Consider the following 18,117-nt stretch of genomic DNA (forward strand, 5'->3'; position numbering starts at 1 on the left):
TAGTCTCTGTTGGGCTATCGCCAAGCGGTAAGGCAACGGGTTTTGATCCCGTCATTCCCAGGTTCGAATCCTGGTAGCCCAGCCATAAGAAACTCAAAATTAATTTATAAATAAAAATATTTAAATTTTAATTAATTTAATATAGAATAAAGTCAATGTTTAGTTAAATTTTATCCTAACCCAATGCTATTAAATATATTTTCTTACTTGCAACCACTTTTACTTTTGATTTTTGTATACTTTTTGATAAGACAAAAAAGGGTTGCATGGCTATTTGTTACTTTGGCATACGCTTACCCATTACTGAGTGAGATTATTAATTTTAGTCAAGCAGTTACAGTACCTGTAGATTATTATTTATATGCTATCCCAAATGCTTTATTGTACCTTGTGGTAGCTATATATGGGCTGTTATCATCAAAATTTCAACAGCTAGTAGCTATTAGACAAAAGAGTGATTATATTAAGGTGTTCTTTAGAACAGCTATAGTATTGTTTATCTATTTAATTATTAATCTAATAATAGCTTTTCGATTTACCATAGAGAATTTTGAAGCGAATACTTTTTTGTCGGCTTTATATATGCTAGATGATATTTTTACGTTATTAGGTTTGGTATTAGCTATCCTACGTTACAGGATTTGTTTGTTATTTTTACTGGTAGGTTTTACTTTAACAGGATTAATAAATATTTATTTTATTTTTTCTCTACCACAATATTATCTACATTCTATAGCTAATTATTATTTCTTAATAATAACAATCTTAACTGTGATAGTACTACTATATGGTTATCTAAAAAATAATAGATAAAAATTTTGCAGAGATAGGCTATTAATCGTTATACTATTTGCATAAGTGAATTTTATTAAATGGAATTAATATGTCTACACAATATCATATCGGAACGCCTGGTAAAAAGTGGGGCTCTCAAGAAAAAAGTCAATGGCTATCAGAGCAAATTAAAAAAAGATCATATCAAGAAGAAGCTGAAAAAAAGATTTTAGCATTGTCAGCATATTTTGATATTGATGAATACGGTCAAATTAATTATCCAGTTGGTGATTATAAACTATATGCACTAAGAACTAAAAATTGGGATGCTAGTAAACCTTATGTTTTAGTTACAGGAGGTGTACATGGTTATGAAACAAGCGGTGTTCAAGGCGCAATTAGCTTTGCTGCAACTAGAGCACAAGAGTTTACTAGCGACTATAATATACTTATCTTGCCTTGCTTGAGTCCTTGGGGGTACGAGACAATCAATCGTTGGAACCCTAATGCTGTAGATCCTAATAGATCATTCTATTTAGAAAGTGGTTGTCAGGAGGCAGTTTTAGCAATGAAATATGTTTTCTCATTAGGTGTTGAATTTTTGATGCATATCGATTTACATGAGACAACAGATACAGATGATAGTGAGTTTAGACCAGCATTAGCAGCTCGTGAAGGAATAACTATTAATAAATGGGGTATTCCAGATGGTTTTTATTTGGTTGCAAATAATAGAAATCTACACTATGACTTCCAAAAATATATAATTGATGCTGTGGCCAAAGTCACTCATATAGCTCCTACTGATCCAAGCATAAATATATTAGGCGATGATATTATCAGAGATGGAATTATGGCTTGTGATTCTGATAAAGAAAAGCTTTGTATGTCATTCACATCTGCAGAGTATACAACTACAACAGAGGTTTATCCTGGCAGTCCAAGAACAAACCCGCAAGAGTGTATTTTAGCCCAAGTAGAGGCGATAGTTGCAGGATTAAACTTTCTTAAGCATAAAAAGTAAAAGGAATAATAAAATATGTTAAATGCCTTAATTAATGTTGCAAGTTTTTTAATAAATATAATCTTTGGATTATATGCGTTTATATTGCTATTTAGGTTTTTTCTCCAGTGGGTGAAGGCAGATTTTTACAATCCAGTTTGTCAGTTGATTATGCGTGCAACAAATATTGTCATTCTGCCACTAAGAAAATTTATTCCTGGATTTTTAAATCTAGATTGGTCGTGTATAGTTGCAGTTTATATTGTATTTGTTATTGAGGATTTACTTCTGGGTTGGCTTCATGGTTTTAGTTTTGAGTTAACTTTTATTTTGCTTAAGCCCATTATAGATATAATCTTCGCAATAATAAATATGTACGTTTATTTGATAATAATAAGGGCTATCTCTAGTTGGTTTGTCCAAGGAGGTTATAATCCACTTATTATGGTTGTATACCAAGTTACAGAACCACTCTTAGCAAAGGCAAGAGAGATAGTTAAACCTACAAAATCAGGTTTTGATTTCTCACCGGTTATAGTATTAGTTGGATTATTATGTATTCAGATATTTCTTCAAAGTATTATTGTGTAACTTTTTCATTTTTAGTATTTAGCTAATGAGTTTTATTTTGGTTGTCTATATTCACATAATTTTACTAAAAGTGAAGTTTGCCGAGTTTCTGATAGGCTGCCAAAGATAACGTAGCCTCTCCAGCTGTAGATGGCAAGCAAACAAAGCTTTGGTTGAGCTTATTGCTAAAGAGCAACATTTAGAAAAAATTATTAGAAATAAAGCTCTTCTAAATTCCAGATAACTTAGACTCGATATAATTTGTAAATTAATTGTTTTATAGTTTATTATAAAATAAACAATCCATATAAGATTCTCTTATAAAAAGGTATGATATGAAAAAGGTAATTTATATTTTAATAAGCATGTTTATATTTACACATATACAAGCTTCAGTAATCTTTGTTAATTCATTAGCGGCAGGTAAGAATACTGGTCAAAGCTGGCAAGAAGCTTATACAAGCATACAATCAGCTTTGGAACTGGCAAAAGCAAATGATCAGATTTGGGTAGCAGAAGGTACTTATTATCCAACTAAAGGTAATAATAGAGATAAAAGTTTTATTATACCAGAGAAGGTTACTTTGCTAGGAGGTTTCAAAGGTGATGAGAAAAGTATAAATCAACGAGATTTTGAAAAAAATAAAACTATACTAAGCGGCGATATTCTTCATAATGGTATCAAAGAAACATTTAGTAAACATATTGTATTTCTAAAAGATGATGCGGTCATTGATGGTTTTACTATTGAAAATGCATATAATATCGAGACCTTAGCTAATAAATCAAATCATCTAACTCCTACTCTAATACAAAATAGTAATTTAGAAGGAACAGGCGGTGCTGTAGTTAATTTTAAAAGTACTGGAATAGTCAATAATTGTATTATTCAAAACAATACCGCGGAGAAAGGAGCTGGGGCATATAATATGGCCTCTGGTAAAACAGCAATATTTAATAATGTGCAGTTTCTAAGAAATTATTCAACTGTACGTGGCGGAGCAATGAGTAATGACTTGGGAACAAATGTAATTTTATTAAATAGCAAATTTGAAAAAAATAAGTGTGATGATAAGGGTGGAGCCGTATATAATGATTTCTTTTCCAATACATTAATAATAAATACTACTTTCACAAAAAATGAAGCAGAGAATGCAGCAACAATAGGTAATGATGGTGGTTCAAAAGCTATTTTACTTAACTCAGATATTACAGATAATACAGCTCAAATACTTGGCTCAGCTTTATATCAAGGCTCGTATAATGCTAACATAAAAGATGGCAGCAATTCTATGGTGCTAATAAATAGTACTCTTAGTAATAATATTTCTTTAACAAATGGTACAAGCATTTTCACTTGGGGCGATGATAAGTACTATTTTTATAATACAAATGTCAAGGATGGCTAGATCAAAGTATTAATGATATCCCGCAAAAGTATGATGTTTTAATTAAATTGGTTAGTCAAAATGTAACTATAAATACGATTAAAAATATTAAGCAATGGATGGAAAAGGAGTTTTCTCTACCATCAAAAGAAAATGGGGAAACTTCTTTTAATGATGAAGATGCTAAAGTAAATACTAGTATTAATATACCAAATAACATATATTTTGTAGTACAAAATAATAAATCTAAAAAGCAACTGGATGGACTTTCTTGGGACAAAGCATTTAATTCTATACAGCAGGCTATAGATACTGCTGCTAAAAGTGGTGGTGGCCAGATATGGGTTGCTAAAGGAACTTACTATCCTAGTATAGATAAAAAAATCCCCAAGGGAGTCAAGCTTTAGGATGAAAGAAAATATAGCTATTTATGGAGGCTTTAGTGGAAATGAAACGTCAGCTTCCCAGAGAGACTTTGTTAAAAATAAGGTTATCTTAAGTGGTGACATTGGTAAAGTGCTTGGGAAAGATATTCATAGTTATCATGTAATTATAGGAGCTAATAAGAGTCTAATAGATGGTGTGACAATTACAGGAGGCATTGCTGATGGCCAAGGAAGTAATCGTTATGGTGGTGGCATACAAATGATTGGATTTGGTCAAGCAATGAATGTAGAGAATTGCATATTCAAAAATAATGATGCTTATTATGGTGGAGCAGTTTATGCTTTCAATAATGTTTATAGTTATTTGAATAATGTCTTATTTATAGATAATACGGCTATTATGGGGGGGAGGTATTTATATGTCATTTGGCTCAAATATGTCTATCAATAATAGCGCATTTGTAAGAAATATAGTTAAAAGTAGAGGCGGCGCTATAGTTGTAAACTATGGTTCAAACCCTACAATTACAGATGGAGTTTTCGCCAATAATTATTCTAATGGAACTGGAGGAGCTATTTGGGTATATGATCAAGCTTCTCAATTCGGAGGAACTAGTTTAAATATATTATCATCTAAATTTATTGATAATAAATCAGACTATAAATCTAATCAAGTAGAAATAGTTAGTGGAGGAGTTACTTATAAGGGAGAAAATAATTTAGTATTTTCTTCTTAATAGCATTTTATAAGCACTATCACCATTCTCATAATAATTATTAATTTGCTTATTTGTAACAAATCCTAGCTTCTGATATAGAGAAATAGCTATTAGGTTATTTGTATTTACTTCTAATGAAATATTTTTGTTAGTGTTGTTTAAGATATATTCTAAGAGTTTTTTGCCAATTCCATGTCCTTGATAGTTTTTGCTTACAGCAAGGGAATACACCCTAATCGTTTTTTTATACTCAAAACATAGAATATAACCAGCTAACGAATCTTGTCTCTTAGCGACAAAAAAATATTTTTGCTTGTTAATATTGTAGGTAAATTGTTTTCTTGAAATTTTATCTGACAAAAAAGTAGAGTTTTCTAGATCTATAAGTGCTTGAAGATCAGTCAGTTGAGCCTTAGATATTTGCATATGGTAACTTCTTGTAGTTCATTCTGTTTAGAAATTCTAGCATTATAGTGGTATAGAGTTGCTCACCGATATAAGCATCCTCAATATCTGAATCTATAGATGGATTATCGTTAATTTCAATAATAATTGGCTTATTATCAACAACTTTTATATCAATGCCATATAAACCATTACCGATAGTTTTAGCGGCCTTAAGAGCAATTTTAATTACAGATTTATCAACTTGATGAATTGCAAATGCTTCGGAGCTACCGTGCTGAGTGGTTTTCTTATTATGGTTAGTAATTTGCCAATGACCTTTTGCCATGAAGTACTTACACGCATATATTGGCTTATTATTTAATATACCAATACGCCAGTCAAAATCAGTATAATAATATTTTTGCGCTATTATTATCGAAGACTGCTCAAACATATCGTTAAGTATTTGCTGCAATTCACCCGCAGAGTTAGCTTTTTTGACACCTTTTGAAAATGAGCCATCAGGTATTTTTAGAACTATTGGTAAACCAAGCTCATCGATCAATTTTTGTGGTGAAAAGCTTTCATCTTTGAAAATAAGTTTACCTTCTGGAGTTGGAATTTTATTTTTAATCATCAAATTATGTAGATAAACCTTATTAGTACAACAGGTTATCGATTTTGTATCATCAATAACCACAAGATTATTATCTTCGGCTTTTTTTGCAAAACTATAGCTATAATGATTAATTGAAGTCGATGTTCTAATAAAAAGTCCATCGTATTCAAGCAAACTCATATAATCATCTTTAGTAATTAGATCTGTATAAATCCCTAAACTATGAGCAGCTTTTTGAAAATTCTTAAGAGCCTTACTATCACTAGGAGGCAATATCTCGTCAGGATCATGTAATATTGCTAAATCATAATAGTAGTTCTTTTTGATTTTTCTCTTACGCCAAACTTTACTACTAAATTTGTTTAGAGCATTTGCAAAAATTGTTTGTTCAGTATCACTAAGTGAGCTTATGCGCCCTATAGCTATTTTCTTGATTTTCCATAAAGAACTTTGTTTTTCTAATATTACTTCTAATATTGGTGTAGGATATGTTTCAAATATTTTTTTAGCTATTTTTTCAATACCTTTTATATTAGCAACTCCAAAGAAAATCTTAATAGCTAAAAAATCGACATTTAAAGTGTTTAAAGATTTATAATCTTTATTATTAACCAAATTAGATAGTAGAGTTTGTTCGAAATGACTAATACTATTTAAAGTTTCAACGGTTGGTATAATCGTATCTTTATTTGAATGTGCTAAAAGACAAGCATAATAGCCTTGCTCTAGGTAATTCATCTGTTCAGATAGATTTATAATATAGTTAGGTTTGGTACTAATATTTTGTAGATATTCGTGAGTTGTTTCTAAATTTGAATAAGGATAATACGGTGACCATATATCTTTGTTATCAATAAGTATTTTTAAAGGTTTCATATAACCTCTTGTTAGAACTAAGGCGAGCGTATTATCTGCTTTTTTTTATAAATTGCAAGAGTTTTTATAAGTCTTATCTTAGTAACTTTTATTTATAAAAAAAGTAAAGTTGTTAGTTGTAGATTAATTAGGGTAAGATTGTACTTAAGTAATAATATTTTGATGTCTATATGTCAGTTAGACAAAGATGTTTATTAGCTATACTTTTATTTATAAGTAGCGTTTGTTCTAGTTATACTTATGATAAGCTTGAGGAATTTAAATATAATCAAAATATTTTACTTACTGGTATTGTCAGTGGCATTCCAAAACTACAAGATGATCAGTATGAGTTTATTTTTCATAGCTATAAGTATGGTGATATATTACTCAAGGCAGCTAAGTCGTATCGCCACTATATAATACCAGCCAATAAGCTAGAAATAGAAGCAAAAATCTATAAGCCGCATGAGTATGATAATTTAGCTGCTTTTAATTATGCTGAATATCTTGAGCATAATGATATTATTGCTCTTGGCAGGGTTATTGATAACTCAGCTATTGCATACAAGGGTACAGCAAGCTTATATTTGCCTGAGCGAATAAGGTATTATCTATATAACTATCTACAAAATCACTTAAGAGATTATAAACAAAAAGATTTTGCTATAGCACTACTTATTGGAGATAAGAATTTTAATCAGTTTCAGCAGAATCTTTTGATTAGTTCTGGAACCTCACATCTAATGGTAATTTCTGGGCTACATGTTGGACTTTTAGCACTTATTGCATTTATTATTTTTAGAGGGTTATGGTCATTATCTCCACGTTTATGTCGCAAGTTGCCAGCACAATATATTGGGGTTATAGCTTCTGTTATTATAGCTTTTATCTATAGTTTACTAGCTGGCTTTAGCTTACCAACACAACGAGCATTAATAATGCTTTTAGTAGTAGCTATGTTATGGCTTTTTGGAAAGCGCATTTCGATAGTTAAGTCGTTACTAGTTGCTTTTGTCATAATACTTTTGCTTGATTTTGAGTCAATTTATAGTATTAGTCTTTGGTTGAGTTTCTCAGCTGTGATCTTATTGGTTATTATCTCCATAGCACTGCAACAGTATAGGTCAAAGTTAGCAAAAACTTTGCTTGCACAAACTTATTTAGCAATCTTTTTAGTGCCTATATCAGTTTATTATTTTGGTGGTTTTTCTATTGTTTCAATTTTAGCAAATATCGTTGCGATTCCTTTAGTGAGCTTTGTGATCGTACCGTTATTACTTTTATCTTTGTTGTTGTCTTTTATTGGCGTTAAGCTATGGTTATTACCGATGTTATTTTTAAAATTTCTAGTTGCTTATTTAAGTTTTCTGACTAATTACGCTGGCTTTATAAGCTATTGGAGTTATTTTTCATTTTTTAGTCTAGTAATTACAATTCTAGGGATTATTTTAGTAATTTTTCCTTTTAGTAAATCTCTTAGGATCCTTGGATTAGCTATGTGCTTAGTATTTTTCCAGTCTTCACAAAACAATACTGAAAAATATCAACGCTTTCAAATAGATATTTTTGATACTCAAGATCAAATGGTATTAGTTCAGGATGAAGGTAAAAATCTTTTATATACCACCGCAAAAAATTTAGCTAATGAGTATCTTTTAGTAAATATACTAGAAAGCTATTTAAGATTCACAGGCATTAAACAAATAGATTATCTTATAATTGTTGATGGTAATAAAAATCTAAACCTTAAGCTTATTAGGCAAATTACTTCGATCAAAACAGTTATTACAAATATATCTACTAATGAAGATGTACAAAAATGTAGTTATACTAATAATTTTAAATTAAATAATCACTCGTCAGTTAAGCTACTATCAAATGCTCAAAGTTGTTTTATTTCATTAAATTATCAAAGTAAAGAGTTTTTATTAGCAGATAACTCAAATCAGAAGGCACAGCAGCAGCTCTACATTTTGTATAATAGAGTTATTAAGCCACAGATAATAATTACATCAGCAATTTTAGATTCTAGATTTTTAAGCCAAGGTGTAGATTATCTAGTCTATATTTCTAATAAACCTTTGAAGGGACAAAATGATCAAAATACTAAACTAAAGATTTTTGATACTTATGCAAATGGTGCGATAGCTATTACTATTGATAATCATAATAACATTACTATTAGTTCACAATTGAAGCAATACTAAACTATCTATAATAGCAGATATATACTGTTTATAACTCTAATTTTGATTAAGTTAAAGCAGCTTTAAAAGTTAATATTCGTTAATTTTATCTCTATAGCCTTTTAAAAAGTCTTATATAAATGATACTATTTAGGTAGCAAATAACAATTTATAACAATATTAAATGATAAATATATTGAAGTATGGCTACTATGCACTATTTTCTGTAGTCTGTTTTGCATCTAGTGCTACTATTGCTTTTATACCGATACTTATTTTTTCGTTAGCTAAGCTTTTAATACCAATAAAGCGTGTGAGACATTTATGTACCTCAGCAGTACAATTATCTGCAAGTTTATGGGTAAGTTTTGCTATTTTAATAACTAGATTATTCTCTCCAACAAAATTTGAGCTTGAGCAAAATGCAAAACTTGATAATCAAGGATCTTACTTAATTATATGTAACCATAAAAGTTGGCTAGATACTTTTATATTGATGTTGGTATTTCACAAAAAAATAGCATTCCCTAAATTTTTTATGAAATTTCAGGTATTTTTTATACCAGTGTTAGGCTTGATTGCATGGGCATTAGAGTTTCCGGCAATGAAACGTTATTCAAAAGAATATTTAAAGCAACATCCAGAAAAAAAGGGTGAAGATCTACAAAAAACTCTAGCATATTGTAAAAAACTATCGCCAAGACCAACTACAATTGTAAATTTTGTTGAGGGTACTAGATTTACCTTAAACAAAGCACTAAAAAGTAACTATAAAAATCTCCTTAATCCTAAGGCAGGTGGAATAGCTGTAATTCTAAAAAGCTTATCAGATAGAATGGTAGGTATTTTAAATACAACAATAATTTATGATAATCCAGAACAAAATCTATGGGATTTTATGGTTAGAAAGACAAAGAAGATAAAAATAAAAGTCGAACTAATCCCTATATCTGAAGTCCCAGTAGGTGATTATTTTAACGATGATAAAGATAAGCATAACTTTCAACTTTGGTTGAATAAACTTTGGCAGAATAATGATCAATATATCTCAGAGCAGTCAAAAAATATTTATTAGAAAGTTATTACAATTTGACTAATATTAGAGATTAATATTATTCTATAATTAAGTATATTGATAGATTATTTGAGCGAGAAAGATTATTTGAGTGTAAGCGCTATAAGCTAGTTAGCTTGAGAATCAAATTCATCTAATTAGTTTATATAGTTAAAATTATCAATAAGCTTCAATTTAATTTCTTAGTGAAAATTATACTAAAGGTTTAACTTACACTACTACTTGAATATAGAGATCTAGTGCTAGATTAAAATTCATAATGTGGGCTTCAAGGAAGTGGCGGAATAATAAAACTCTTTCTGATTAACTATATGTTTTAAATTAATACCGCGATGCTACAATTAAATCGTATACATGAGATTAGTAGTTTTAGAGACTGAGGCATTATTCAAAAAGATTATTATTTAATATCAGAAAAATAATTACTAGCTTAAAGTATGAGGTAACCAAGCAATTTCAACAAATAAGAATAATGCTGTATAAATACCCATGAAGATAAAAGGCATATATATTTCTAATATTCTAATAGGCTTAAACGAACCTTTTTCCTCAGCGATGTGCTCTTCTGTTAACCATACTCTTGAAGGAAGACGTCTTTCAAGTGATGGCACAATACTATTTTTTATTTGTATGTGGTGTCTAAAGAACCTAATAATTTTCCACCACGCATAGCAAAATACCAATCCAGCAAAATATGGAATACTCACAAGTATACCAGAGGGAGGATTTTCGACATTAATATTGTTACTGATAGCTAAAGCAACAACTCCAACTAGAACAAGATTAAAAACTAAAAAGAATAGGTTAATAACAATTCTTCTATAGCTAGTTCTATCTGTTAATTCAACATAAATTCTATACTGTTCGATCAGCAGTGAATTATATTGCTCATTTGATAAATTACTTTCGTCTTCATTACTCCATAATTTATCTTGTATATCTTTATGACTAATCTTTTCCATTTTATTCCTTTCTAATCCAGTTATCCAAAAGAATTTACACTGATAATGCTATTACATTTTAAGCTATTTATCAAACTTTTCGTATATCAATAGTTATTTATCTATACTGCTGTTCGCTAATTATATCAATAATTCTAGATGGTTGTGAAGACCTAACTTCTGTTTCTAGTACATAAATATTATCAAAGGTTTTAGTTATCGATTTAGCATCATTGATGAAATCTTCTCCCGATATATTAGCACTAGTTGAAATAATAGCATCATTAATATTTTCACAAATATAAGTTACTATTTCAGTTGTTACTAAGCGTATGGCAATAGTTGTTTTACCACCAGTTAACCATTGAATATCCTTCTTACCTGGTACTATCCAAGTAGTTGGTTGAGTTTGTTTAGAGGATATTTTATTGATTTGCTGATTAGATATTTTAGTTGTATCTGCATACTTGAGTAAATGTTCATAATTATGTGATATTATAATAAAACCTTTACTTGAATCTCTTTTTTTTAAGTTTATAACTTTTGCTACTGCATCTTTAGAGATGTTGCAACTTAAGCCATATACTGTATCTGTAGGAATACTAACAACATTATCTTTTATTATTTCACTGATGATTTTATCCAAATCTTTTGTAAGCATATTTTATCGAACATGTAACTAAATTAGGCATATTTTATTACATTTTACAAATAAAAAAACCTATAGGCTATTGATTTATTAGCTTATAGGTTTAGATTATTTAAGAGTGTTAGATATAGAAGTTAAATTTACTTCTTATTTAGTTGTTCTTTGATTAGATCGCCAAGAGTTGTAGGAGTCATTTGCTCTACTTTGTAGTTAGACTTACCTGCAGCAGAGTTATCTTCATCAACAGCTTTGATAGAAAGAGCGATACTTCTCTTCTTAGCATCAATGTTGATAATTCTAGCTTCTACTTCTTGTCCCTCGCTTAACTCATCACGAACATCTTTTGTATGCTCAGCAGAAATTTCAGAAATTCTGATGAAACCATCAATGTTGTTATCTTCGTCAAGCATAACTACCGCACCATTATCTTGTACTTTAGTCACTTTACCTGTTACTAAAGAACCTTTAGGGTGGATATTTATGAAGTTCTTGAATGGATCTTCAGAAAGTTGCTTCATGCTAAGAGCAATTCTCTCAAGGTCAGTGTTGACAGAAACTAGTACAGCTTCTACTTCATCACCTTTCTTAAGTTCTTTGATAGCTTTAGCTGGATTATCCCATGCAACATCTGAAATATGTACAAGACCATCAATGCCGCCTTCAAGACCAATAAACACACCAAATTCAGTAATTGATCTGATCTTACCAGTAACTTTGTCACCTGGCTTGTAGTTTTTCTCAAACTCGCTCCAAGGATTAGGTCTGCATTGCTTGATACCAAGAGATATTCTATGATTATCAGCATCTAATTCAAGTACGATAACTTCAACTTCTTGACCAATAGATACAGCTTTATGAGGGTTAACATTTTTATTAGTCCAATCCATTTCAGATGTATGCACAAGACCTTCGATACCTTCTTTTAGCTTAACAAAACAACCGTAGTCAGTAATGTTAGTTACTGTACCCATAAGTTTAGCACCTACAGGAAGTTCATTAGCAATATTTAACCATGGATCTTCACCAAGCTGCTTAATACCTAAAGATATTCTTTGCTTCTCTTTGTCGAACTTGATTACTTTAACATCGATTTCTTGACCTATAGATAATACATCTGTAGGGTGGCTGATTCTGCTCCAAGAGATATCGGTAATATGTAATAGACCATCAACTCCGCCAAGATCGATAAATGCACCGAAATCTGTGATGTTTTTAACGATACCTTTAAGAACGCTACCTTCAGAGATTTTTTCTAACATAGCATCTCTATCACCAGAGTTGTTCTCTTCGATAACTGCTTTTCTAGAAACAACAATGTTGTTTCTCTTAGTATCGATTTTAACAACTTTTAACTCGATATCTTTATCTTCTAAATGAGCTACATCTTTGATAGGTCTTGTGTCAACTAATGAACCAGGTAAGAATGCTCTTAAACCTTCAACATCCATAGTGTAACCACCACGAACGTGATTAGTGATTTTACCAAGAACTGTTTCGTTATTTTCGAAAGCTTTTTCAATTCTATCCCAAAGCTCGATTTTCTTAGCTTTATCTCTTGATAATCTAGTTTCACCGCAGCTGTTATCTAGAGCTTCTAAAACAACGTTGATTCTATCACCAGCAGCAACTTCTAGTTCACCATTGCTATTTTTTAGAGAAGACACAGGAATGAATGATTCTGACTTAAGACCAGCGTCAATCATTGCGAATTCTTTGTCTATGCTTACTACAGTTGCTTCGATGATTTTACCTATTCTCATCTCTGTTTGTTTAAGAGATTGCTCAAATAGTTCTTTGAAATTTTCTGACATTTTTTGATTTCCATTTCCAGTGTGGTTGGTTATACATAGTTTGGCAAGTACCCACCGGATATTATATAAAAAGTACTAGCAAACAATTATGTAATATATTATCTTATCTAAGAGACTCAAATTCTTCAAGAAGAAAATACTAAAACTTATGTCTAATTATTCAAATGAAGATATTTTTTTTATGCAAAAAGCCTATGAGCAGGCATTATTGGCTCATCAGGCTGGTGAAGTTCCGATAGGGGCGGTACTTGTTAGGGATAGTCAAATAATAGCAGAAAATTTTAATCAAACTATAACCTTAAATGATCCGACAGCACATGCTGAAATCTTGGTTTTACGCTCAGCAGCACTAGAAGTGGGTAACTACAGATTAATTAATACAAAATTGTATGTTACTTTAGAGCCATGTATAATGTGCTTAGGTGGTTTGATTCAGGCAAGAGTATCTGAATTGGTTTATGCTTGTGATGATAGTCGAGTAGGAGCTTTTTCACGTGAGAAGATTCATCAAAATAAGAATATTAACCATAACCTTGGAGTAACAGCTGGAGTAATGGCTGATGAATGTGCCAAACTTCTGAAGGATTTTTTTAAACAAAGAAGAAATTAAATTATGAAAAAGGAAAAAATTGTTGTTTTATATGGTGGCGACTCCCCAGAAAGAGAAGTTTCTTTAAAATCTGGTAAAGCAGTTTTGGATTCTTTAATAAGCCAAGGTTATGACGCTGTAGGTTTAGATGCTAGTGGTAAAGAGCTAGTAGCAAAACTTTTAGAGTTAAAGCCAGATAAGTGTTTTGTTGCATTGCATGGTGAAGATGGTGAGAATGGTAGAGTATCAGCGTTACTTGAAATGCTTGGAATTAAGCATACAAGCTCATCGATGAAATCATCGGTAATTACTATGGATAAAATGATCTCTAAAGAAATATGGATGCATCATCGTATGCCTACGCCAATGGCAAAATTTCTTACTGCTAAACTATTTGCCGAAGACGAAATTAGTTTCCCTGTTGCAGTTAAGCCAAGTAGTGGAGGCTCAAGTATCGCTACTTTTAAAGTGAAATCTATACAAGAGCTCAAACATGCCTATGAAGAGGCATCGAAATACGGTGAGGTAATGATTGAACAATGGGTCACAGGTAAGGAAATTACTGTAGCTATTGTTAATGACGAGGTTTATTCTTCTGTCTGGATAGAGCCGCAAAATGAGTTTTATGATTATGAGTCAAAGTATAGTGGTAAATCAATCTATCATTCACCAAGTGGTTTATGTGAGCAGAAAGAGCTTGAGGTTCGTCAATTAGCTAAGAAAGCTTACGACTTGCTTGGCTGTAGTGGGCATGCAAGAGTAGATTTTATCTACGATGATAGAGGTAATTTCTATATTATGGAGATAAACTCTTCACCAGGAATGACCGAGAATAGCTTATCACCTAAGTCAGCAGCTGCAGAAGGAGTTGATTTTGATAGTTTTGTGAAGAGAATAATAGAACAGGCGCAATGATAAAAATTATCAAGAAGTTTTTAATACTGAGCTTGTTACTGTTAGTAATTTTAGGTTCGTCTATTTTTGTTGCTGCTAAAACAGATAAAACAGTTTCAAAGATTGATGTCGTATCTAATGATGGACTTATTTATATATCTAAGCAAGATTTAATCAACAAAATTGCTATGCTTGATAATAAGCAATGGTTTGGTATTAATATTGCTAGTATTGAGAAATATATTTATTCAATTGATGGGGTTGACTATACGTTAGTAAAGAAAGTCTGGCCATCTACGTTAGTAATATATTTATATGACCATAAGCCTATAGCTTATTGGAATAATAATCAGATTCTCCTTGATAATATGCAAATTATCACTCCAACAGTTTTTAACTATAATGGCGATTTACCATATATCCAAAGCAAAGATGATAGTAGTAAAGACTATATATATCAAACCTATAATGAGTTAAATAGAATTGCCAAGCAAAATCATATGCAAATACTCAAAATCTCTTATAACGGTAACCAGTTTAGTATTTTACTCTCAGATGATATTGAAGTTGTGCTTGGATCAGTTAAGCTAAAGAAGCGCTTAGAATTATTTTTTAAATCTTATATGAAAATTAAAGATTATAAATCAGTTAAATATTTTGATATGCGCTATAGTGATGGCTTCGCAGTAAAGTATAAATAGAAAAGTGTTTATTTTATTGGTTTTCTATGATAATAAGCTTATAATGTAATATAAGTATATTATTTAAGTAAATTTATCTGTCTTTGAGTTGGGGCTAATTAAATGGGTTTTGGGAATAGTAGTTTTTGTGCTGTAGATTTAGGCTCACACAAAATAACAGTTGCAATTGGTCAACTTGCTGAGAACAACAGTATAAAGATATTGGGAGTTAGTCAGAAACAATCAAAAGGAATCAAGCAGGGTTCTGTAATTAACCTTGAAATGGCTATGGAAACGCTTAATGCGGCTCTTGATGAGGCTAAAAGTATAGCGGGCGTGGATGTTAAGGAAGTTACTCTAGGGATTAGTGCTCCTAGTATTAGTGGCTTTAACTCGTATGGTTTAGCAGCAGTTGAAAACGGCGAAGTCAGTATTGAAGACTTAGCTATGGCGATTAAAACTGCAAAAGCGGTTCCAATGTCAGCAGATACAGAGATGTTACATGTTTTACAAAGGGATTATATTGTCGATGGTCAGCCTGGAGTTACAGAGCCAATAGGTATGTTTGCTGTAAGGCTAGAGTCTAATGTGCATATAATAGTGGCATCATCACGCTTATTACAAAATGTGCGTAAATGTGTTTCAAGTTGTGGTTATACTATTAGTAATCTTGTTGTTGAGCATTTAGCCGCAAGTAGTGCAGCTCTTACTGACAATGAAAAAGAAATGGGTGTTTGTCTTGTAAATATTGGTGCTGACTCAACAAGTTTTTCAGTGTTTACTGATGGAGGTATTTGTTATACCTCAAGTATTAAGACAGGCGGTGCAAGTATTTCTTCAGATATTTCTAAAGTATTTAGACTTCCTATAGAGGCAGCTGAGAGCTTGAAGTTACAATATGGTTATGCTGCAAGCAAATACCTTAAAAATCCTGATGAAAAAATAGATATACCAAACTCATTAGGGAATGCTAAAAAAAGGATATCATTACAAGACTTATCTTTGGTTATTGAAGCAAGAGTAGAAGAGATATTTGAAGCATTATATCGTGAGTTGGATCAACGCCGACTGTTAGAAGTTATTTCATCAGGTATTGTTTTCACAGGAGGTGGAGCTAAGCTTAAGGGCCTTGCTAGACTTGCTGAAGACATGTTTAAGCTACCAGTAAGGGTTGGTGGACCTATTGAGGTCTCTGGAGCTAATGAAGTTATTCATAATCCATCGTATGCAACTGTTGTTGGACTATTAAAGTATGCAGCTGAGAATAGTGATACAAGTAGTGAGCAGAAGATTGAAGAAGATGTGATGGAAATAGATGAAAACACTGGGAAGTCTAAGAAAAAGATAATCTCATCTGTAAAGGGCTGGTTTTCAAATAATTTTTAAGTTTAAGTGGTTTTAAAGGTGAATCTAAAGTAAAGGAGTAAAATATGTTTGATTTTAACGATTCAATGGTTTCAAATGCCATAATTAAAGTTGTTGGTGTTGGTGGCGGTGGTGGTAATGCTGTACAACACATGTGTGAAGAGGTTTCTGATGTTGAGTTTTTTGCCCTAAATACAGATGGTCAGGCGTTATCAAAATCAAAAGTTCAAAATATATTACAAATTGGTACAAACCTAACAAAAGGTTTAGGTGCTGGTGCTAATCCAGAGATTGGTAAGAGAGCTGCAACTGAAGACAGAGCTAAAATCGAGCAACTTTTGGAAGGTGCTGATATGGTTTTCATTACTGCTGGTATGGGTGGTGGTACAGGTACAGGTGGAGCACCTGTAGTTGCAGAAGTAGCAAAAGAAATGGGTATACTTACAGTAGCTGTAGTCACTAAGCCTTTCCCTTTTGAAGGACCAAGAAGAATGAAAGCTGCTGAGCAGGGTATAGATGAGTTAACAAAGCATGTTGATTCAATAATTACTGTACCAAATGAGAAGCTTCTAAGTGTGCTTGGCAAAGGTGCATCGTTAATAGATGCGTTTAATGCGGCAAATGATGTTTTGGGTAATGCGGTAAAAGGCGTATCTGAACTTATTACTAAACCTGGTCTTATCAACGTTGACTTTGCTGATGTCAGAGCAGTTATGACTAATATGGGCTTAGCAATGATGGGTATGGGTGAAGCTAGTGGTGAAAATAGAGCTAGAGAAGCTGCAGAAGCTGCTATCTCAAGCCCACTTTTAGAAGATATTAACCTTGATGGTGCTAAAGGTGTAATTGTAAATATTACAGCTGGTATGGATATGTCTATTGGTGAATTTGAAGAAGTTGGTGAAGTGATTAGATCCTTCATTTCTGATGAGGCTATCGTGATAGCTGGTACAGTTATTGACCCAGATATGACTGATTCTATGAAAGTGACTGTTGTTGTTACTGGTATAGAGAAAGTTGCGATGAAAAGAGGCTTTGGTATAGAGAAGACATCTAACCAACAACAAGGTACTTCAAGTTTTACAAATAAAACAGCAGCACCTTTTTTAAGAAAAGAGACTGAGATTGTTGCTGGTGCTACTAATACACCAAAAACTGATTCTGATGATGTAAATAAATCAGATATTCCTAGTTTCTTAAGAAGAAGATAATCAGAAAATAAA

The 18,117-nt window shown here is 31.6% G+C and carries 19 protein-coding genes and 1 tRNA gene; 15 read left to right on the forward strand and 5 right to left on the reverse strand.

Going from position 1 to position 18,117, the window contains the following annotated elements; translation table 11 throughout:
• The first annotated feature begins 10 nt into the window (after nucleotides 1-10).
• From FSC454_RS00665 to FSC454_RS00700, 8 genes are all read left to right on the forward strand, one after another.
• Nucleotides 11-85 (forward strand) — tRNA-Gln (locus FSC454_RS00665).
• A 158-nt stretch (nucleotides 86-243) separates the two neighbouring features.
• A complete protein-coding gene (locus tag FSC454_RS09905) occupies nucleotides 244-813 on the forward strand; it encodes a hypothetical protein (protein WP_244148261.1) in 570 nt (189 codons plus the stop codon).
• Nucleotides 814-883: 70 nt separating this feature from the next.
• Complete coding sequence (locus tag FSC454_RS00675; RefSeq protein ID WP_066045050.1) at nucleotides 884-1,798, forward strand: M14 family metallopeptidase; 915 nt, start codon at nucleotides 884-886, stop codon at nucleotides 1,796-1,798.
• A 15-nt stretch (nucleotides 1,799-1,813) separates the two neighbouring features.
• The gene (locus FSC454_RS00680; protein ID WP_066045048.1) at nucleotides 1,814-2,368 is read left to right on the forward strand and encodes a YggT family protein; all 555 of its coding nucleotides are present in this window, start codon (nucleotides 1,814-1,816) and stop codon (nucleotides 2,366-2,368) included.
• Nucleotides 2,369-2,682: 314 nt separating this feature from the next.
• A complete protein-coding gene (locus FSC454_RS00685; protein WP_156470847.1) occupies nucleotides 2,683-3,756 on the forward strand; it encodes a hypothetical protein in 1,074 nt (357 codons plus the stop codon).
• Nucleotides 3,757-3,854: 98 nt separating this feature from the next.
• Entirely contained in the window at nucleotides 3,855-4,142 is a 288-nt protein-coding gene (locus FSC454_RS00690; RefSeq protein WP_071794753.1) for a hypothetical protein, read from the forward strand.
• Between the two features lies 1 nt (nucleotide 4,143).
• Entirely contained in the window at nucleotides 4,144-4,572 is a 429-nt protein-coding gene (locus FSC454_RS00695; protein ID WP_071794754.1) for a hypothetical protein, read from the forward strand.
• Nucleotides 4,541-4,858 (forward strand): hypothetical protein, encoded by a 318-nt coding sequence (locus FSC454_RS00700; protein ID WP_071794755.1) that lies wholly within the window; start codon nucleotides 4,541-4,543, stop codon nucleotides 4,856-4,858. Before FSC454_RS00695 ends, FSC454_RS00700 begins: the two co-directional genes overlap by 32 nt.
• Here FSC454_RS00700 and FSC454_RS00705 read toward each other — a convergent pair.
• Together FSC454_RS00705 and FSC454_RS00710 are read right to left on the reverse strand one after the other, a co-directional pair.
• Nucleotides 4,841-5,266: a GNAT family N-acetyltransferase gene (locus tag FSC454_RS00705; protein WP_066045042.1), complete on the reverse strand. Its 426-nt coding sequence runs from the start codon at nucleotides 5,264-5,266 to the stop codon at nucleotides 4,841-4,843. The two genes, FSC454_RS00700 and FSC454_RS00705, sit on opposite strands and share 18 nt — an antisense overlap.
• On the reverse strand, nucleotides 5,253-6,722 hold the full coding sequence (locus FSC454_RS00710; RefSeq protein ID WP_066045040.1) for a RimK family protein: 1,470 nt from the start codon (nucleotides 6,720-6,722) through the stop codon (nucleotides 5,253-5,255). Before FSC454_RS00710 ends, FSC454_RS00705 begins: the two co-directional genes overlap by 14 nt.
• A gap of 170 nt (nucleotides 6,723-6,892) precedes the next feature.
• Here FSC454_RS00710 and FSC454_RS00715 point away from each other — a divergent pair, with 170 nt between their 5' ends.
• Entirely contained in the window at nucleotides 6,893-8,911 is a 2,019-nt protein-coding gene (locus FSC454_RS00715; RefSeq protein ID WP_066045038.1) for a ComEC/Rec2 family competence protein, read from the forward strand.
• A 163-nt stretch (nucleotides 8,912-9,074) separates the two neighbouring features.
• The gene (locus tag FSC454_RS00720; protein WP_066045036.1) at nucleotides 9,075-9,965 is read left to right on the forward strand and encodes an acyltransferase; all 891 of its coding nucleotides are present in this window, start codon (nucleotides 9,075-9,077) and stop codon (nucleotides 9,963-9,965) included.
• A gap of 425 nt (nucleotides 9,966-10,390) precedes the next feature.
• On the opposite strand, the gene FSC454_RS00725 is transcribed toward FSC454_RS00720, so the two are convergent.
• The 3 genes from FSC454_RS00725 to rpsA form a co-directional block, all read right to left on the reverse strand.
• On the reverse strand, nucleotides 10,391-10,927 hold the full coding sequence (locus FSC454_RS00725) for an intracellular proliferation membrane protein RipA (RefSeq protein WP_066045034.1): 537 nt from the start codon (nucleotides 10,925-10,927) through the stop codon (nucleotides 10,391-10,393).
• 97 nt (nucleotides 10,928-11,024) lie between these two features.
• Entirely contained in the window at nucleotides 11,025-11,567 is a 543-nt protein-coding gene (locus FSC454_RS00730; RefSeq protein ID WP_066045032.1) for an L-threonylcarbamoyladenylate synthase, read from the reverse strand.
• Between the two features lie 128 nt (nucleotides 11,568-11,695).
• The gene (gene rpsA, locus FSC454_RS00735; protein WP_066045030.1) at nucleotides 11,696-13,366 is read right to left on the reverse strand and encodes a 30S ribosomal protein S1; all 1,671 of its coding nucleotides are present in this window, start codon (nucleotides 13,364-13,366) and stop codon (nucleotides 11,696-11,698) included.
• A 148-nt stretch (nucleotides 13,367-13,514) separates the two neighbouring features.
• Between rpsA and tadA the strand changes: the two genes are divergently transcribed.
• The 5 genes from tadA to ftsZ all read left to right on the forward strand — a co-directional run bounded on the left by tadA (nucleotide 13,515) and on the right by ftsZ (nucleotide 18,105).
• Nucleotides 13,515-13,976 (forward strand): tRNA adenosine(34) deaminase TadA, encoded by a 462-nt coding sequence (gene tadA, locus FSC454_RS00740; RefSeq protein WP_066045029.1) that lies wholly within the window; start codon nucleotides 13,515-13,517, stop codon nucleotides 13,974-13,976.
• 3 nt (nucleotides 13,977-13,979) lie between these two features.
• Nucleotides 13,980-14,870 (forward strand): D-alanine--D-alanine ligase, encoded by an 891-nt coding sequence (locus FSC454_RS00745; RefSeq protein ID WP_014547482.1) that lies wholly within the window; start codon nucleotides 13,980-13,982, stop codon nucleotides 14,868-14,870.
• The gene (locus FSC454_RS00750) at nucleotides 14,867-15,550 is read left to right on the forward strand and encodes a cell division protein FtsQ/DivIB (protein WP_066045027.1); all 684 of its coding nucleotides are present in this window, start codon (nucleotides 14,867-14,869) and stop codon (nucleotides 15,548-15,550) included. The genes FSC454_RS00745 and FSC454_RS00750 overlap by 4 nt, the downstream gene beginning before the upstream one ends.
• A 102-nt stretch (nucleotides 15,551-15,652) precedes the next feature.
• Nucleotides 15,653-16,915, forward strand: a complete 1,263-nt coding sequence (ftsA, locus tag FSC454_RS00755) for a cell division protein FtsA (RefSeq protein ID WP_066045025.1) — start codon at nucleotides 15,653-15,655, stop codon at nucleotides 16,913-16,915.
• A 44-nt stretch (nucleotides 16,916-16,959) separates the two neighbouring features.
• Entirely contained in the window at nucleotides 16,960-18,105 is a 1,146-nt protein-coding gene (ftsZ, locus tag FSC454_RS00760; protein ID WP_014547485.1) for a cell division protein FtsZ, read from the forward strand.
• Nucleotides 18,106-18,117: the final 12 nt, after the last annotated feature.

The sequence above is a fragment of the Francisella hispaniensis FSC454 genome (assembly GCF_001885235.1).
GTDB classification, from domain to species: domain Bacteria; phylum Pseudomonadota; class Gammaproteobacteria; order Francisellales; family Francisellaceae; genus Francisella; species Francisella hispaniensis.

Excerpts from the sequence above, each read along its gene's own strand:
- FSC454_RS00680 (WP_066045048.1), top strand. The coding sequence starts at position 1,814 with ATGTTAAATGCCTTAATTAATGTTGCAAGTTTTTTAATAAATATAATC.
- FSC454_RS00675 (WP_066045050.1), top strand. The coding sequence starts at position 884 with ATGTCTACACAATATCATATCGGAACGCCTGGTAAAAAGTGGGGCTCT.
- FSC454_RS00720 (WP_066045036.1), top strand. The coding sequence starts at position 9,075 with ATGATAAATATATTGAAGTATGGCTACTATGCACTATTTTCTGTAGTC.
- rpsA (WP_066045030.1), bottom strand. The coding sequence starts at position 13,366 with ATGTCAGAAAATTTCAAAGAACTATTTGAGCAATCTCTTAAACAAACA.
- FSC454_RS00745 (WP_014547482.1), top strand. The coding sequence starts at position 13,980 with ATGAAAAAGGAAAAAATTGTTGTTTTATATGGTGGCGACTCCCCAGAA.
- FSC454_RS00685 (WP_156470847.1), top strand. The coding sequence starts at position 2,683 with ATGAAAAAGGTAATTTATATTTTAATAAGCATGTTTATATTTACACAT.
- ftsA (WP_066045025.1), top strand. The coding sequence starts at position 15,653 with ATGGGTTTTGGGAATAGTAGTTTTTGTGCTGTAGATTTAGGCTCACAC.
- FSC454_RS00710 (WP_066045040.1), bottom strand. The coding sequence starts at position 6,722 with ATGAAACCTTTAAAAATACTTATTGATAACAAAGATATATGGTCACCG.
- FSC454_RS00695 (WP_071794754.1), top strand. The coding sequence starts at position 4,144 with ATGAAAGAAAATATAGCTATTTATGGAGGCTTTAGTGGAAATGAAACG.
- FSC454_RS00715 (WP_066045038.1), top strand. The coding sequence starts at position 6,893 with ATGTCAGTTAGACAAAGATGTTTATTAGCTATACTTTTATTTATAAGT.
- FSC454_RS00725 (WP_066045034.1), bottom strand. The coding sequence starts at position 10,927 with ATGGAAAAGATTAGTCATAAAGATATACAAGATAAATTATGGAGTAAT.
- FSC454_RS00690 (WP_071794753.1), top strand. The coding sequence starts at position 3,855 with ATGGAAAAGGAGTTTTCTCTACCATCAAAAGAAAATGGGGAAACTTCT.
- FSC454_RS00750 (WP_066045027.1), top strand. The coding sequence starts at position 14,867 with ATGATAAAAATTATCAAGAAGTTTTTAATACTGAGCTTGTTACTGTTA.
- FSC454_RS00700 (WP_071794755.1), top strand. The coding sequence starts at position 4,541 with ATGTCATTTGGCTCAAATATGTCTATCAATAATAGCGCATTTGTAAGA.
- tadA (WP_066045029.1), top strand. The coding sequence starts at position 13,515 with ATGTCTAATTATTCAAATGAAGATATTTTTTTTATGCAAAAAGCCTAT.
- FSC454_RS00705 (WP_066045042.1), bottom strand. The coding sequence starts at position 5,266 with ATGCAAATATCTAAGGCTCAACTGACTGATCTTCAAGCACTTATAGAT.
- FSC454_RS00730 (WP_066045032.1), bottom strand. The coding sequence starts at position 11,567 with ATGCTTACAAAAGATTTGGATAAAATCATCAGTGAAATAATAAAAGAT.
- ftsZ (WP_014547485.1), top strand. The coding sequence starts at position 16,960 with ATGTTTGATTTTAACGATTCAATGGTTTCAAATGCCATAATTAAAGTT.